General features: G+C 67.4%; 14 protein-coding genes and 2 tRNA genes. 12 read left to right on the top strand and 4 right to left on the bottom strand.

Features of this window, described 5'->3' with window-relative positions:
• Positions 1-1,304 precede the first annotated feature (1,304 nt).
• Together AB0P21_RS23060 and AB0P21_RS23065 are read right to left on the bottom strand one after the other, a co-directional pair.
• Positions 1,305-1,844 carry an NUDIX domain-containing protein gene (locus tag AB0P21_RS23060; RefSeq protein WP_363699192.1) on the bottom strand — a complete coding sequence of 180 codons (540 nt, stop codon included), beginning with the start codon at positions 1,842-1,844 and terminating at the stop codon, positions 1,305-1,307.
• Positions 1,841-3,151 carry a zinc-dependent metalloprotease gene (locus AB0P21_RS23065; RefSeq protein ID WP_363699193.1) on the bottom strand — a complete coding sequence of 437 codons (1,311 nt, stop codon included), beginning with the start codon at positions 3,149-3,151 and terminating at the stop codon, positions 1,841-1,843. The genes AB0P21_RS23060 and AB0P21_RS23065 overlap by 4 nt, the downstream gene beginning before the upstream one ends.
• Positions 3,152-3,316: 165 nt before the next feature.
• On the opposite strand from AB0P21_RS23065, the gene AB0P21_RS23070 reads away from it, so the two are divergent.
• The 6 genes from AB0P21_RS23070 (at position 3,317) to AB0P21_RS23095 (ending at position 9,357) form a co-directional block, all read left to right on the top strand.
• The gene (locus tag AB0P21_RS23070; protein ID WP_363699194.1) at positions 3,317-3,745 is read left to right on the top strand and encodes a molybdenum cofactor biosynthesis protein MoaE; all 429 of its coding nucleotides are present in this window, start codon (positions 3,317-3,319) and stop codon (positions 3,743-3,745) included.
• Between the two features lie 30 nt (positions 3,746-3,775).
• Positions 3,776-4,015 carry a hypothetical protein gene (locus AB0P21_RS23075; RefSeq protein ID WP_363699195.1) on the top strand — a complete coding sequence of 80 codons (240 nt, stop codon included), beginning with the start codon at positions 3,776-3,778 and terminating at the stop codon, positions 4,013-4,015.
• Positions 4,012-5,049 carry a PDZ domain-containing protein gene (locus AB0P21_RS23080; protein WP_363699196.1) on the top strand — a complete coding sequence of 346 codons (1,038 nt, stop codon included), beginning with the start codon at positions 4,012-4,014 and terminating at the stop codon, positions 5,047-5,049. Before AB0P21_RS23075 ends, AB0P21_RS23080 begins: the two co-directional genes overlap by 4 nt.
• On the top strand, positions 5,037-5,645 hold the full coding sequence (locus AB0P21_RS23085; protein WP_363699197.1) for a PPA1309 family protein: 609 nt from the start codon (positions 5,037-5,039) through the stop codon (positions 5,643-5,645). Before AB0P21_RS23080 ends, AB0P21_RS23085 begins: the two co-directional genes overlap by 13 nt.
• The gene (locus AB0P21_RS23090) at positions 5,642-8,602 is read left to right on the top strand and encodes a UPF0182 family protein (protein ID WP_363699198.1); all 2,961 of its coding nucleotides are present in this window, start codon (positions 5,642-5,644) and stop codon (positions 8,600-8,602) included. The genes AB0P21_RS23085 and AB0P21_RS23090 overlap by 4 nt, the downstream gene beginning before the upstream one ends.
• A gap of 158 nt (positions 8,603-8,760) precedes the next feature.
• The gene (locus tag AB0P21_RS23095; RefSeq protein ID WP_363699199.1) at positions 8,761-9,357 is read left to right on the top strand and encodes a hypothetical protein; all 597 of its coding nucleotides are present in this window, start codon (positions 8,761-8,763) and stop codon (positions 9,355-9,357) included.
• A gap of 71 nt (positions 9,358-9,428) precedes the next feature.
• On the opposite strand, the gene AB0P21_RS23100 is transcribed toward AB0P21_RS23095, so the two are convergent.
• Both AB0P21_RS23100 and AB0P21_RS23105 read right to left on the bottom strand, forming a co-directional pair.
• The gene (locus AB0P21_RS23100; RefSeq protein ID WP_363699200.1) at positions 9,429-10,448 is read right to left on the bottom strand and encodes a hypothetical protein; all 1,020 of its coding nucleotides are present in this window, start codon (positions 10,446-10,448) and stop codon (positions 9,429-9,431) included.
• 163 nt (positions 10,449-10,611) lie between these two features.
• A complete protein-coding gene (locus tag AB0P21_RS23105) occupies positions 10,612-11,565 on the bottom strand; it encodes a GNAT family N-acetyltransferase (RefSeq protein WP_363699201.1) in 954 nt (317 codons plus the stop codon).
• Positions 11,566-11,682: 117 nt separating this feature from the next.
• Here AB0P21_RS23105 and AB0P21_RS23110 point away from each other — a divergent pair.
• The 6 genes from AB0P21_RS23110 to panD all read left to right on the top strand — a co-directional run bounded on the left by AB0P21_RS23110 (position 11,683) and on the right by panD (position 15,987).
• A tRNA-Met gene (locus AB0P21_RS23110) sits at positions 11,683-11,759 on the top strand.
• Positions 11,760-11,935: 176 nt separating this feature from the next.
• Positions 11,936-12,012, top strand: a tRNA-Met gene (locus tag AB0P21_RS23115).
• 247 nt (positions 12,013-12,259) lie between these two features.
• Entirely contained in the window at positions 12,260-13,708 is a 1,449-nt protein-coding gene (gene tcuA, locus AB0P21_RS23120) for an FAD-dependent tricarballylate dehydrogenase TcuA (protein WP_363699202.1), read from the top strand.
• A gap of 127 nt (positions 13,709-13,835) precedes the next feature.
• The gene (locus tag AB0P21_RS23125) at positions 13,836-15,236 is read left to right on the top strand and encodes a SidA/IucD/PvdA family monooxygenase (protein ID WP_363699203.1); all 1,401 of its coding nucleotides are present in this window, start codon (positions 13,836-13,838) and stop codon (positions 15,234-15,236) included.
• Positions 15,236-15,502: an MbtH family protein gene (locus AB0P21_RS23130; RefSeq protein WP_363699204.1), complete on the top strand. Its 267-nt coding sequence runs from the start codon at positions 15,236-15,238 to the stop codon at positions 15,500-15,502. Before AB0P21_RS23125 ends, AB0P21_RS23130 begins: the two co-directional genes overlap by 1 nt.
• A gap of 71 nt (positions 15,503-15,573) precedes the next feature.
• Positions 15,574-15,987, top strand: a complete 414-nt coding sequence (gene panD, locus AB0P21_RS23135; RefSeq protein WP_363699205.1) for an aspartate 1-decarboxylase — start codon at positions 15,574-15,576, stop codon at positions 15,985-15,987.
• The last annotated feature ends 36 nt before the right edge of the window (positions 15,988-16,023 follow it).

Consider the following 16,023-nt stretch of genomic DNA (forward strand, 5'->3'; position numbering starts at 1 on the left):
ACCTAGTGGCCGTCGTCGCAACCGATCTGCCGGTGCCGTTCAGGGGCGGTCTACCGGCAGTCCGGGGAAGGGGGGAGCGACGACGGCCGCCAATCGTGTGCGGGCCGACCTACAGGGACCGGCCCGCACACCCCTGCATGTAGCACCACCCACCTCGACGATCATCCGCTGGCGACCGGCTCGTGACGCTGGGCGTCACCTCGCGGGCTCTGGATGCAAGCGGAGCAGCACTGCTTCGAACGGGACCCGAGCTGCTCGTCACCGCCTCGAGCAACTCGCGTCAGTCGTCCCGGTAGACCTGGCGCGCGAGGGCTCGTGACGCTGGGCGTCACCTCGCAGGCTCCGGGTGCAAGCGGAGCACCACTGCTTCGAACGGGACCCGAGCTGCTCGTCACCACCTTGAGCAACTGGCGACAGCCGTCCCGGCGGGCCTGCCGCGCGAGGGCTCGTGACGCTGGGCGTCACCTCGCAGGCTCCGGATGCAAGCGGAGCAGGCAGCGCGGAGAACAGCCCCGCTCGTGTCGCCACCGCGGACAGCTGATGCCTGCGCCACCTTAGGCAGCTCAGAACGAGTAGCGCCTCACACAGCCTCAGCCGCGGCAGCCTCGTGACACTTCGCGTCGCCTCGGCGTTCAAGGCAGGCGATGCCGCCAGGCAAGCAGGTGGGTAGCTGCCGGCCAAGGCTCGTGACGCTGCGCGTCACCTCGCCAGCTCCAGATGCAAGCGGGGCACGTTCTGCCGCGAACAGACTCCGTGCTGCTCGCCGCCGCCCAGGCAGTTCAAGCCAAGCGGCGCCCCACACAGACCAGCCGTGCGCTGGCCTCGTGACGCTGCGCGTCACCTCGGCAGTTCAAGGCAAGCGGTGCTGCCAGACACGCAGGTGAGTGGCCACCGGCGAGGGCTCGTGACGCTGCTCGTCACCTCGCGAGCTCCACATGTAAGCGGAGCCCCACTGCATCGAACGGTCCCTCTTGAGCTGCTCGCCACCACCTTGTGCAGGTAGCGACAGCTGCCCCGGCAGGCCCGCCGCGCGAGGGCTCGTGACGCTTCGCGTCACCTCGCCAGCTCCAGATGCAAGCGGGGCCACCCAGTCGCGAACAAAGCAGGTAACACGCGGGCGGTCTTCACTGTCTCCACGTCACCTCAGCGGCGACGTCTGGGGCAGATCGCGGTCATCCGTGCACAACGGCGGGCAGTAGTCCCATCACCGCGGCTGCCGCCCACCTGTCGCAGCCTGAGTCAGTATTGTTCCCGCGACTACTGCCTGTCGTTGTGCTCGCCCGGAGCAGCAGCTGACGCGAGGATCAGGCCTGCGGATATACCCGCTTCACCAGGTCAGCGACAGAGTGGTCGACCCCGCCCGGCAGCTCCCCGGCGTCGAACCAAGCCAGGTCATGCGACTCCTCGCTGACCACATACTCAGTGCCCGCCGCAGCCGTCACCCGGAACTGCACGTCGAGGTGAAACACCCCCCGGCACCCACCCGCAGTGAGCTCATGCCGCGACAACTGCAGCGGCTCGGGATCAATCACCAGCCCACGCAGCCCAGATTCCTCCGAAGCCTCTCGCAGCGCAGCGCCGGACAGTGTCAGGTCGCCTGGCTCGCAGTGGCCGCCTAGTTGTAGCCATCGGTTGACGACGCCGTGCAGAGTCAGCAGGACCCGGGGTGCAGCAGGGTCGACTACGAGGGCGCTCGCGGTCAGGTGTTCCGGCCGTGAGCTGCGCCGCATCCCGTCCTCGTGGGAGGCGAGGTACTTGAGGTAGTGCTCCCGAAGCTCCGCCTGCTCAGGGTCAGGCGGAGTCCAGCGGGTCAGTACTTCGGTGGCGTCTTCGTGCAGCGTCACTTCTCAGAAGGGCCCGGCTCAGAAGGACCCGGCTCAGAAGGACCCGGGTCCTCGTCCAGGAAGTCGCTGATGTCGATGTCGGCCATCTCCCCGGTGTGCTGGGCGAAGCCGATCGGGTCGTCCAGATCAGTGGCGCTCGGCAGCAGATCCGGGTGCGACCAGAGCTCGTCGCGCCCATCCACCCCCCGCGCATCCCGTACTGCGGCCCACAGGTTCGCCGCATCCCGCAGCCGCCGGGGCCGCAGCGTCAGGCCGACCAGGGTCGCGAAGGTCTGCTCTGCCGGGCCACCAGCCGCGCGGCGGCGGCGTACGGTCTCAGCAAGCTGTACTGCGGACGGCATCCGATCCTTGGTCGCCTCACGCACGACATCGTCGACCCAACCCTCGACCAGCGCGAGCGCCGTCTCCAGCCGGACCAGTGCCGCCTTCTGTGCCTCGGAGTCCTCCGGCTCGAACAGGCCGCCCGCGAGGGCCTCCTGCATCGCCTCCGGGTTCTGCGGGTCGATCTCGGACATCGCCCGCTCGATCTTCCCGCTGTCGACCTCGATCCCGGCCGCGTAGTCCGCAACAGCGGCGAACAGGTGCTGCCGCAGCCACGGCACCCCGGCGAACAGCCGCTGGTGCGCGCACTCGCGCAGTGCGAGGTACAGCCGGACGTCCTCGTCGGTGAGGCCCAGCCCCTCGGCGAACTTCGCCACGTTGTCCGGGATCAGCACGGCCTGACCGGCCGGCCCTAGCGGCAGACCGATGTCGGAGGAGCTGACGACCTCGCCGGCCAGTTCACCCAGCGCCTGCCCGACCTGGGCGCCGAAGATCGAGCCGCCGAGCTGGCGCAGCATTCCACCCATCGGACCGGCCAGTTGCGCCGCCTCGGCCGGCAGCGCGCCGCCCATGGCTCCCGCGACGTGCTCGGCGACCGGGTCGACGACCGTCTTCCAGACCGGCAGGGTGTTCTCCACCCACTCCGCCCGGCTCCAGGCCGCTGACGTGGCGGATGCCTCCGGCAGGGTGGTCGCGGGGTCGAGCCAGTGCTCTGCCAGCCGTACTGCGTCCGCGACCCGCTCGTTGTCGGTCGGGGTGACCGAGCGGTCGCCGGCCGCGGAGACGGTCTTGCGGGCGATGTCCTTGGCCAGGTCCCAGTTCACCGGCTTGCCGTCGCCGCCGCCGCTGAGCAGCTGCTGGACCTGCGCGAAGATCGCGTTCAGGTCCATGCCGTCGGCACCACCAGGGCCGGCCGCGCCGGAGAACTGCTGGAACATGGCCTCGAACGGAGTTCCCTTGAACGGGTTGTCCGGTTCGTCGCTCATCGGAGTGGGCCTTCCTGTGCTGTGCCTGTGCTGGCGCGTACTACTCCAACGTACTGGTTCCCCGGCTCCGTTCCTCCACAGGCGAACGCATTACCGTGGTCACAGCGCGGCGCCGCTGGCGCGATCGTGTAGACAGTAGGTGCGCGCAGAGAGTAAGGGACCATCATGACCGAGGCGATCAGGCTGCTGGACATCCGCGAGACCGCGTTGTCCAGCGACGAGGTGCTGGCCGCGATCGCCGACCCGAGCGCCGGCGGTACGACGTTCTTCATCGGCACCGTCCGCAACCACGACCACGACCGTCCGGTCGACGAGTTGCGCTACGAGGCGCACCCGGAGGCGCTCAAACACCTGCGGGCCGTGGCCGAGCGGGTCTGCGAGCAACACCCCGCCGTGACCGCCCTGGCGGCCGTGCACCGCACCGGCGTACTGGTGATCGGGGACGCCGCCGTGATCGTCGCGGTGGCCGCCGCGCACCGCGATGTCGCCTTCGCCGCCTGCCGTCAGCTGATCGACGACCTCAAGGCGGAGGTCCCGATTTGGAAACACCAGCACTTCACCGACGGTGCGAGCGAGTGGGTCGGCGCTTGTTGACCCGTACTCTGGGCGCATGAAGGTGGCCGGATGAAGGTCTTGGCGTGGCTGGCGTTCCCGCTGGTCGCCACCGCCCTGGCGATGTGCTGGGCTGCGTGGCGCGGGCGGACCCGCGGTCCCCGCCGGTCCGGTGGTGCCTTCGCGTCGGTGGAGGAGTTCCGCCGCTTCACCGAAGCGGTGGCCGCGCCCGGCCCCCGATCCACCCCTGAGCCGCGCCGCGGGCTGCGTGGGCTCTTCCGGAAACTCAAGATCGCAGGGCAGGGTTCGTGACACGTCGTACCGCCACGCTGGTCACCTCGATCGTCGTGCTCGTCATCACGCTCGGGCTCGTCACCGTCTTCCCGGTGCCGTTCGTCTCGTTCAGCCCGGGGCCGGTGAAGAACACCCTGGGCGAGTCGAAGGGCAAGCCGGTGATCGAGATCTCCGGCCACGCGACCTTCCCGACCACCGGGGAGCTGGACCTGACCACCGTCAGCGTCACCTCGCCCGACCGTGAGCTGACCCTGCCGCAGGCGATGCGCAACTGGCTCGACCCGCACCACGACCTGTTCCCGCGCGACATCATCTACCCGCCGGAGCAGAGCGCCGACGAGGTCGAGCAGCAGAACACCGCGGAGATGACCGGCTCGCAGGACAGCGCCGTCGCGGCCGCGCTGCAAGAGGCCAAGGTGCCGTACAAGCCGAAGGTCTCGACGGTCTCCAAGGGCAGCCCCTCCGACGGCAAGCTCAAGCCCGGCGACATCGTGCTGAAGGTCGACGGGGTCACCCCGACCCAGGTCCCGCAGGTCGGCGAGCTGGTCCGCAAGCACAAGATCGGCGACCCGGTCACCTTCCTGATCAGCCGCGGCGGCAAGGAGCAGACCGTCGTACTGAAGCCTGCCGCCACCCCTGGCGACGAGAAGCGCCCGATGGTCGGCATCACGATCGGCGTCGACTCGCCGGTCAAGGTGACGGTCAACCTCGGCCAGGACATCGGCGGCCCGAGCGCCGGTACCGCGTTCGCGATCGCCATCTACGACAAGCTGACCGACGGCGACCTGCTGGCCGGCAAGCACGTGGCCGGCACCGGCACCATCGACGCGCTCGGCCAGGTCGGCGCGATCGGCGGCATCCAGCAGAAGATCGCCGGCGCGAAGAACGACGGCGCGACCGTCTTCCTGGTCCCCGGACCGAACTGCGAAGCCGCCCTGCACGCCGGCGTCGACGGCATCCGCCTGGTGAAGATCACCACCCTGCACGAGGCGATCGAAGCATTGAAAGCACTGGCCAGTGGAACTGGAGACGTCCCGGCATGCACGAAGTAGGACCTGACAACAAGTACTCCGACGCGCTCGGCCAGGCGGTGATCGAGATCGAGCGGCACGTCAGCAGCGCGGGCTGGGACCAGCCCGCGCAGTTGTTCGCGCTGGTCCCGACCGAGGACCTGCTGGCCGCCGAGCCGCAACTGGCCGCCGAGCTGGGCGCCGACGACGCGTCCCAGCCGCTCACGCCGGTCGCCCAGGGCGAGCTGCCCGGCGGCATGGACGACGAGCACCTGGCCGAGGCGCTGGCCCGGATCGAGTGGCCGGACGCGGTGAGCGGTTGCGCCGTCGCGGTCGAGCGGATCGTGCTGCCGGCCGCGTCCGAGAGCGGCGCGGACACTGACGCCGAACTGGCCCGGCTGGCCGGCAGCGATCCACGCCGGCACGAAGTACGGATGGTGGCCGCGGTCCTGCGGGACGGGGACCGGTTCGGCGCCGTCAGGTTGCGCACCCACGACGAGGACAGCGCGGTACTCACCGGCGTCGACTTGGTCCCTACGCTTTGCCAAGTACTGTCATTGACATTCGAGCCAACGACTGCGGGCAGTCCTGGTTCAGTGCTCGGCGGTACGAGTGACAACGAGGAGAAGCAGCCATGAGTGACGGCGTCTACGACATGCCGGAGGAGCCGAGGCGGTCGCGGCGTACGCCCGGCCAGCGCCCGCGGGCTCTGCTACCCACGATCGCCACCCTGATCGTGCTGCTCATCCTGTTCAGCGTCTTCACCGACGTCTGGACCCAGCGGCTCTGGTACCGGTCGGTCGATCTCGGCTCGGTCTTCAGCACGGTGATCGGCACCCGCGTGCTGCTCTTCGTCGTGGTCGGCCTGCTGATGGCAGCGGCCGTGGTGGCCAACGTGATCGTCGCGTTCCGCACCCGGCCACGGGTCGCGCTGGCGCCGTCGCCCAGCCCGGGCTTCGAGCGGTACGGCGACATGCTGCAGCAACGCGGCAAGATCGCGGTCGGTGTGCTGGCGACGCTGATGCTCGTCTTCGGCGGCTCGGCCGCGTCGGGGGAGTGGAAGGTCTTCCTGGCCTGGCGCAACCGCAGCCCGTTCGGGGTCACCGACAAGCACTTCAACAAGGACATCGCGTTCTTCGTCTTCGACTACCCGTGGCTGCGCGTGCTGCTCGGCTTCGGCTACTCGATCGTGCTGCTGTCCCTGGTCGCGGCCATCATCACCCACTACCTGTACGGCGGTTTCCGCCCGTCGGCGAAGGGGCAGAAGGCCTCCGGCGCCGCGCAGGTGCAGTTCTCCGTGCTGCTCGGTCTGCTGGTCCTGCTCAAGGCGTTCAGCTACTGGCTCGACCGGTACGGCCTAGCCACCTCTGACAGCAGGCTCTTCACCGGTATCTCTTACACCGGCGACAACGCGGTCTTGCCCAGCAAGGAGATCCTGGCGGTGATCGCCGTGATCTGCGCCGGCCTCTTCTTCGCGAACGTGGTCCGTAAGACCTGGCTGCTGCCAGGTGTCGGCACCGTCGTACTGGTTCTGTCGGCCATCCTGCTCGGCGCGCTCTGGCCGGCGGCTCTGCAGCAGCTGCGGGTCCGCCCGAGCGAGCCGGTGAAGGAAGCGTCGTACATCACCAAGAACATCGAGGCGACCCGGCAGGCCTACGGTCTGGAGAAGACCAAGGTCATCAACTACGAGGCGAAGACGCAGGCCTCGCCGGACCAGCTGGTCCAGGACGCCGGCGTGCTGCCGGGCATCCGGCTGATCGACCCGAGCGTGGTCGGCCCGACCTTCGAGCAGTTGCAGCAGGTCCGTGGCTTCTACTCGTTCCCGACCGACCTCGACGTCGACCGGTACAAGATCGGCAACGAGACCCGCGACACCGTGATCGCGGTCCGCGAGGTCGAGATCGACCGGCTGCCGGCCGGTCAGCGGAACTGGAACAACGACCACACCGTCTACACCCACGGTTACGGCGTCGTCGCCGCCAACGGCAACCAGCGCGCCTCCGACGGAACGCCGGTGTGGTCCGAGAAGGACCTGCCGCCGGAGGGCGACCTGGGTGACTACGAGCCGCGGATCTACTTCGGCGAGCAGTCCCCGGACTACTCGATCGTCGGTGGCGCGAAGGGCAGTGGAGCGGTCGAGCTGGACACGCCGGAAGGCCAGGACGGCGGCCCGCCCACGCTGAACACGTACGCCGGCAAGGGCGGCGTGCCGATCGGTTCGTTCGGCAACAGGTTGCTCTACGCCACCAAGTTCCGGGACGCGAACCTGCTGCTGTCCAGCCGGGTGAACAACGACTCGAAGATCCTCTACGACCGCAACCCGCGGGAGCGGGTCGAGAAGGCCGCACCGTGGCTGACCCCGGACGGCGACCCGTACCCGGCCATCGTCGACGGCCAGGTGGTCTGGATCGTCGACGGTTACACCACCTCGGCGAACTACCCGTACTCGCAGAAGGTCGCGCTCGACGACAGCACCCGGGACACCACCACGGGCCGCGGTACGGTCGCGCAGCAGCCGAGCGAGGAGATCAACTACATCCGCAACTCGGTCAAGGCCGTCGTGAACGCGTTCGACGGCTCGGTCGACCTGTACGCGTGGGACGAGAGCGACCCGCTGCTGAAGACCTGGATGAAGGCCTTCCCGAACACGGTCAAGCCGCGCTCGGACATCTCGCCCGCGCTGATGTCGCACCTGCGCTACCCCGAGGACATGTTCAAGGTGCAGCGCGACCTGCTCGCGAAGTACCACGTGACCGACTCGACCACCTGGTACCAGAACAGCGACCTGTGGCGCGTCCCGGCCGACCCGACCGTCACCGCGGGCAGCGGTGGCGACTCGCAGACGCCGGACCAGCCGCCGTTCTACCTGTCGCTGCGGATGCCGGACCAGAAGGACACCACCTTCTCGCTGACCTCGGTCTACGTGCCGAACGCGCAGCGGGAGAACCTGACCGGCTTCCTAGCGGTCGATGCCGAGGCCTCGTCGCCGGACTACGGCCAGTTCCGGATCCTCAAGTTGCCGGGCAACGTGCAGATCCCAGGACCGGGGCAGGTCTCGAACAAGTTCCAGACCGACGAGAGCATCAGACAGGCGCTGCTCCCGATCAACCAACCGACCAGCGGCGCGAGAGCCCAGTTCGGCAACCTGCTGACGCTGCCCCTGGGAGGCGGTCTGCTCTACGTGCAGCCGGTCTACTCAGTGCGGACCAGCGGGCCCGGTAGCTACCCAGTACTGCGGTACGTCCTGGTCGGCTTCGGCGATCGAGTCGCCTACGGCACGACGCTGAAGGAGGCCCTGGGCAAGGTCTTCAACACCGACGTCGACACCGGCGAGAAGCCGCCGGGCACCGACCCGACCACGCCACCTTCGACCACGAACCAGACGGTCAAGCAGGCGCTCGCAGAAGCCCAGACCGCCTACGCGGCCGCCCAGGCAGCCCTCACCAAGGGAAACCTGGCCGAGTACCAGAGCCAGGTCACCAAGATGAAGAACGCCATCGACCGGGCAGTTGCCGCCGGCTCAGCAACACCGACGACGCCGACGACAACCCCATCCCCGACACCTACCAGCCCACCGACTTCCCCAACGGGCTAAGAGTTTCTTGACTGCGGGCGGTGACACCACTGGTGTCACCGCCCGCAGCTTTTCCACAGCAGAAAAACCCACCTCAGAAAACCCGGAAACCTGCTGCACCTTCTCTGGCAAGGAACAACTTCACCCGGCACCCGGGTGCATCGCCTGAGGAGACAACCATGTCGTGTTCTTCGTCCTGGTCCGCAGTCCGCCCCGCCACCCGCCGTATCGTGATTGGCGGCGCGCTCACCGCGCTGGCGGCACCAGCCGTCCTGGGGATGCTGCCGACCGCCGCAGCGGCAGCCCCCGCTCCAGCAGCAACGTCCGGTCTGCACCGGACGTCCCCATCGACCCAGCAGAGGGCGTGCACCTTGGACGGATTCGCCATCGACCACCTGCCCGGCGGCATCGGCTCGCCGAGCGACTTCGAGTTCGAGTGGGAGGACGTGGTCTTCCACAGCCGGGTCTGGGAGACCGGCCCTGACCCGGAGGGAGCGACCAAGGTCGACCTGACGGTCAAGACGATCCGGGGCGAGAAGGTGATCGACCTCGAGACCCTGCGGACCTTCCTGACGGAGTACCACGAGAAGGACCCGGAGAGCTGGGAGCTGACCGCCGTCGATGTCGCCGGGTACGGCGGCTATCGCACTGACGATCAGGTGTTCTTCTTCATCTCACCCGGCCTCGCCGCGGAGGTGTCGCTCGACCGCGAGCGGTTCAGCGAGGAAGACCTGCTGACCACGGCCATGGGCTTCCACCCGGAGGACTCCGCCTGACCTGGCGCGGGGCCCACGCCGAAGGGTTCTCGGTGTGGGCCCCGGCCGGTGGCTCGGTCAGCGTGCTGTGCTCAGAGGATCGAGTTCGCGCTGACGGTGAAGCCCGTGTTGACGGCTGCTCCGGCGTTCGTGAAGCAGTTGACGTCCCGCACGATCAGGTCCGGACCCGAGGTGCTGTTGGTCCAGAACGTGTTGAGCCCACAGAAGTTCGAGTTCGATCCGTAGGCGGTCACCTGCACCGTGTTCTGGGTGAAGGCGATTCTCGGGAAGATCACCATCGACAGGCCGAGACCGGCCGGCGTGATCGTGTTCGCCCCGAGGCCGAGGACCGAGTTCATGTTGGTGCTCGGCGGTCCGGCCGGCGGCTGGTTCAGGAAGAAGCCGAAGTACTTCGGCGGGATGGCAGCGCCGTACAGCGAGGCCTTGTACTGGTAGGTCAGCGTGAAGCGTGTGTTCAGCAAGGCGCCGGCCGCGTCGAAGCACAGCACGCGTACGTCCTGACCGGCACCGCTCGAGGCCCAGCCGCGGACCTTGCAGCGTGCTCCTTGCTGCGGGTTGACGGCAGTGGCCTGCAGGCTGCCGTCAAGGGTTCCGCCGGCTACCAGCCCGGGGAACTTCACCTGCCACTGCCCGACACCGAGCGGGGTCGAGGTGTTCGGGGCGCCGGCCGAGTTGTACTGGCTGACAAGTGCCCCGTTCGGCTGCGAGTCGACATACCCGAACAGGCCGGGTGCCGGGCCGCCGGACGCACTGACGAAGAACGCGCTGAAGCTCGTCACGTCGAGGGCGCCACCGGCGCGGTAGCAGCGGATGTTGACGATCTCATCGGGACCGGACTGGAACCAGTTCTCGGCCTGGCACCAGTGCGGCGCGTTGTTGATGGCCGTGACATGCACGACCCCACCGGGCGCACCCTGGCCCGGGAACTTGAGCTGGTACCGGCCGACCCCGATCGGGATGACGGTGCTCGGCGCCGGCCAGGTGCCGGTCGGGACGACGGTGCTGGTCGACTGGTTCCACAGCACCCAGGCCTTGCGGTCGGGTACGGCGGCGTTCGCGGGCTGGATCACTGTGAGGGCCGCCGCCAGCATCAACAGACATGCTAGGAGGCGGACAAGCAAAGACGGTCGTGGCATCGGATTCCCCCCTTTAAGGAACTTTCCTCAGGAATAATTACTGGGGGAATGCAAGCATGCGCGCTCAGCGATTGGCAATAGCTCACTGTAATGCCGTGTGTACAGAGCGTTTGATTGATCAATGCCCGACGAGACGATGCAAACGATGGAATGTCTGCGCGAATCCGAGCCGCGGCCAGGCCCGGGACGACAGCAGGTTCGTCACCCGCCAATCCGTCACCACGGAGGTGTACCCGGCTTCAGCCGACCAGTTGAGCACCGCCTCGCCGAGCGCCCGCCCGGCCCCTGATCCGCGGGCCTCGGGAAACACCGCCGCGAAGGCGAGGAAGCCCGCATTGTCCGGCCGGGCGAGCCCGCCGTGCGCGCTGGACTTCTCCAGTGAGCACCCGATCGCCGACCCGATCACCTTGCCGTTGCGCTCGGCAACAAAGGTGGTGTAGTCCGGATCGTCGATCGATTCTTCCCAATCCGCCAGGGTTTCTTCGAGGGTCGGTACTTCGCCGGCGCTGAATGTCGGCGCCAATCCTTGATGCTGCGGCAGTATTAGATCCAACTCGGCCAACAACTGAATATCGCCACGGTCCGCACGGCGCACAATCAATCCCGGTCGCTGGGGGATTGGTTCAGCCGGCGCCGGCCGCACGGCATGGGCATGCTGCGACCCAAAACCCAACCGGAACCAGGCATCCAGCAGTTCGACATCATCAGGCACCACCACGTACTGCGCTGTCTGCCCGTCCGCCACCCACTTGGTTGCCGCGACGGCGTACAGGTCCCGGATCTTCTCCGCGACCCGCACGGCCTGCCCTGCCTGCTCGACCCAGATGTTGGTGCCCCACACCGGTGAAGATTTAGGGGCCCCAAGCAAATATCCGGTGACCTCCTCGCCCTCGACCAGCACGGTCCCGGACGCGCCCTCGGTCTCCCATGCGGCAGTGACCTCCGCCAAAGCCACCTGCGGATCCTCGTACTCAGCAGGCAACAACGGATGCCGCCCCCGATGCCCCGCGTGCCGCTCAGCCAGCAACCGCGCAGCGCTTACCAGATCAGCCGTCTCGAACGGCCGCACCACCCCATCAGCCATCCCCAAAAGCTACGCCGCCGCACCCTTCGCGCGACACGGTTTTTCCTTGCCCAGGCTCGATTTGGACCCTGGGCGCAGATCGCCTAAGCTGATCACGCAAGGCGGCGCGGGGTGGAGCAGCTCGGTAGCTCGCTGGGCTCATAACCCAGAGGTCATAGGTTCAAATCCTATCCCCGCTACCACTGAAGGCCCTCGGACCAGGCAGATGCCCGGTCCGAGGGCCTTCGTCATGTGCGCCGCACCTCCCACCCAGTGCGCAGGTGGCGATGCGCGCCTCCCCGATCGTGGCGATGCGCGCCGGTGAATGGATTTGGTTACGCAGTGGCCATCACCTAGACTTCTGGTTGTACGAAAGCGGCGCGGGGTGGAGCAGCTCGGTAGCTCGCTGGGCTCATAACCCAGAGGTCGCAGGTTCAAATCCTGCCCCCGCTACCAAGGAAGGCCCTCCGGCCAGGCGAAAGCCCGGTCGGAGGGCCTTCGTCATTCGCGCCTCCATTCGCGCCCCCAACCGCGCCCCCAACCGCGCCCCCAGGACCACCTCTCGGTCGAGTCCTCAATTGAGTGGCAGTGGTCCAGAACACACGACGATCCAATTAGGTAAGGCTAAGCTAATGGCCGCAGCCTGAGCGGCAACCAGTCAGCTTGGTTGCCGAGGAGAGTCGTGATCGGTGGGGAAGTGGACATGCGCGATCCGGACGTTGTGGTGGTGGGCGGCGGAAACGCCGGGTACTGCGCAGCTCATGCGGCGGCCGAGCGTGGGCGACGCGTAGTACTGCTGGAGAAGGCGCCGCGGGCGCAGGCCGGCGGGAACAGCTACTACACGCTGGGTTCGACCCGGATGGTGCACGACGGGCTCGACGACCTGCTCGAGGTCCTCGAGCCTGACGAGCGGCACGCGCGTACTGAGGTCCCGCCGTACTCGGCGGCTGAGTTCCTGGCCGACCTGGAGCGGGTCACCGAGGGGCGAGGTGACAAAGAACTTGCCGAGGCCGTCGTCGAAGGATCGCGTGACGCTGTCCGCTGGCTGCATACCTTGGGACTGCGATTCCAGCTGATGTACGACCGGCAGGCTCACGAGCATCCCGACGGGACCTTCCTGTTCTGGGGCGGATCGCACGTGTCCAACCTCGACGGAGGTCCCGGGCTGATGGCGGTCCATGAGCAGATCGCCTCACGACTCGGGATCGAGGTGCGCTACGACTGCGCGGTCACCGGGCTGATCACCGATGGTGGTTCGGTTGTTGGTGTTTGGATGGGCGATGAGGAGCTTCGGGCGGAGTCGGTGGTGATCGCCAGCGGCGGTTTCCAGGCGAACCCGCAATGGCGTCAGCGCTACCTGGGAGACGGCTGGCAGCACGCGAAGGTGCGCGGTACGCCGTACAACACCGGTGACCTGATCAGCGCGGCGCTGGAGATCGGTGCGGATCGTGGCGGCGACTGGTCGACCTGCCACAGCGTTCCGTGGGACGCGTCGTTTCCCGAGAACGAGAGCAATCGCGCCTTGACTAACCGGCTCAGCCGGTACGGCTATCCGCTCGGCATCGTCGTCAATCGCCGGGGTGAACGGTTCCTCGACGAAGGCGCGGACTTTCGCAACTACACGTACGCGAAGTACGGCAAGGTGATCCTCGAACAGCCGGACTCGGTGGCGTTCCAGGTGTTCGATGCGAAGTCGCACTCGTTGCTGACGGCGTACGAGTACGAGATGCCCGGCATCATCCCGCTGGTCGCCGACAGCGTCGAAGAGCTTGCCGTGGCCATGAAGGTCGAGGTCGACGGATTCGTGCGAACGGTCCGGGAGTTCAACTCGTCGATCGACACCAGTCGTCCACTCGATCCGACGATCAAGGACGGCCGCCGCGCAGCGGTGCAGCCCGTCAAGAGCAACTGGGCCTCGGCGGTCGAGGCGCCGCCGTACCACGCGTATCCGGTGACCTGTGGAATCAGCTTCACCTTCGGTGGCCTGCGCGGTGACGTCGACGGCCGGGTGCTCGATCGGTCGGGTGAGTCCATCCCTGGGCTCTTCGCGTGCGGTGAAACGCTCGGCGGGCTCTTCAGCGGCAACTATCCGACAGGTGCCGGGCTGACCGCGGGAATGGTGATCGGGCGCCGTGCGGGCTCGCTCGCCTGAGCGTGTGATCTACGTCAACTGAAGTTAGCCTTACCTAAGTTGTGATGCTATTGTCATCGCTCGATGAGGGATGGCCGGTCGTCGCGCCGATCGTTCGCGACCTGTGGCACAAGGGGCCGATAACCGGATGACGATGGATGAGTTGATCGAGGGCGGTGCTCCTCGTCCCGTGCTGGGAGACCGTTCCGGCGGTGAGGTCGACGTTCTCGGGATCGGTTTCGGGCCGTCGAATCTGAGCCTGGCGATCGCGATCGAGGAGTTCAACGATCGCCGTCCGGCCGGCCGGCCGCTGACCGCGAGGTTCGTCGACGTCCGGCCGCAGTTCGGCTGGCACGACGGCATGCTGCTGCCGGGCACGACCATGCAGATCAGTTTCCTGAAGGACCTGGTCTCGCTGCGGACCCCGACCAGTCCGTTCACGTTCCTGAACTATCTGCAGGAGAACGGGCGGCTGTCCGACTTCATCAATCTCAAGACGTTCTTTTCGACCCGCCGTGAGTTCCATGGCTACCTGAGCTGGGCCGCGAGCCGGATCGCCATTCCGGTCACCTACGGCACGCGGGCGACCAGGATCGACTGGAGTGGTGGAAGATTCCAGGTCGCGCTCGAGTCCGTGGCCGATGCCTCGGTGGTGACCACGGTCGCGGCCCGCAACGTCGTGATCGGCTCCGGGATCCAGCCGGTATTGCCGGCCGGGATCGTGCCGGGCGCCCGGGTGTTCCACAATCATCAGCTGCTGCACAAGCTCGCCGAGTTGCCCTCGCGGCCGCATGGCCGTTTCCTCGTCGTCGGGTCCGGGCAAAGCGCGGCGGAGGTCGCTGCGTATCTGCACGATTCGTATCCCGACGCGGAGGTGCATGCGTCCTTCCGCCGGTTCGGCTACACCCCGTCCGATGACACGCCGTACGCCAACCGCATCTTCGATCCGGAGGCGGTCGACGAGTTCTACACAGCGCCGCCGGAGCTCAAGCAGCGGTTGCTGGACTACCACTGGCCGACCAACTACTCCGCCGTCGACGCCGACCTGATCAGGGACCTCTACCGGCGTGAGTACGACGAAAGCACGCGGGGCGTGCGCCGGCTGGTCGTGCACAAGGTCACCGGGATCGAGCAGTTGAGCGAGGGGTCCGACGGAGTCACCGCGACGATCCGCGACCTGGGAGACCGGGGCAGCACCACGCTCGAGGTCGACGCTGCCGTCTTCGCCACCGGGTTCCGCCCCGCTGACGCTCGCAGCATGCTCGGGCCGAGCATCGACGCGTCGTCCTCGTTCGAGGGGGATCTCCCGATCGTCGAGCGTGACTACCGGCTGCGGCTGCCCAGCGTTCCCGAACGGATCTTCCTCAACGGCGGGGTCCAGCACAGTCACGGGCTGACCTCGTCGCTGCTGTCCAACGTCGCGGTCCGCGCCGCCGACATCCTGCGCGCGATCACCGACGAGCTGCCTGGATCCGAGCCCGATCACCCCGCCACCCAGCACCGATTGCCTGCCGCGATCCGGACCGACGCCCGACAGGAGCAGCACTGATGGCCCAGAACCCGTTCGACGACGACAACGGCACGTTCTACGCGCTGATCAACCACGAGGAGCAGCACTCGTTGTGGCCGACGTTCAAGCCGGTCCCGGCCGGATGGACCATCGCGTACGGCGAACCCGGCGGCAGCCCGCGCCAGGAGGTCCTCGACTGGATCGACGGGCACTGGACCGACATCCGCCCGAAGTCGTTGCGCGATCACATCGCCCAGTACGAGACGGACCAGGCCGCCGGCAGCTCCGATGCCGCCCTTGCCTGACCAGGCACCCCCGAACAGCACCGACTGATCTCGTAGTACCCACCCCTGCACAACTCTTGAAGGAGCCGGACATGCTTCGCGAAGTCCTGGGCGGAAAAATCCACCGCGCCACTGTCACCCAGGCCGACCTGCATTACGTGGGTTCGCTGACACTCGACGTAGACCTCGCGCGGGCCGCGGGCCTGATCGAGGGGGAGAAGGTCCAGGTCGTCGACATCACCAACGGCGCCCGGCTCGAGACCTACATCATCAACGGGCCGGCCGGCGGCGGCGACATCTGCATCAACGGCGCGGCGGCACACCTGATCCACCCGGGCGACCTGGTGATCATCATGTCCTTCCTGCTGGCCGACGATTCCGAGCTGGTCGGCTACCAGCCCAAGGTCGTGCACGTCGACGCCACCAACCGCATTATTGCCTTGGGCAACGACCTCGCCGAGCCGGTGCCCGGGGCGGAAGAACAGCTCTCTTCTCGCCTGGGGTGAGACTCGCGACACTGGAGCCGGGCGATCAACTTAGGA

The organism is Kribbella sp. NPDC056861 (assembly GCF_040687575.1).
GTDB lineage: Bacteria > Actinomycetota > Actinomycetes > Propionibacteriales > Kribbellaceae > Kribbella.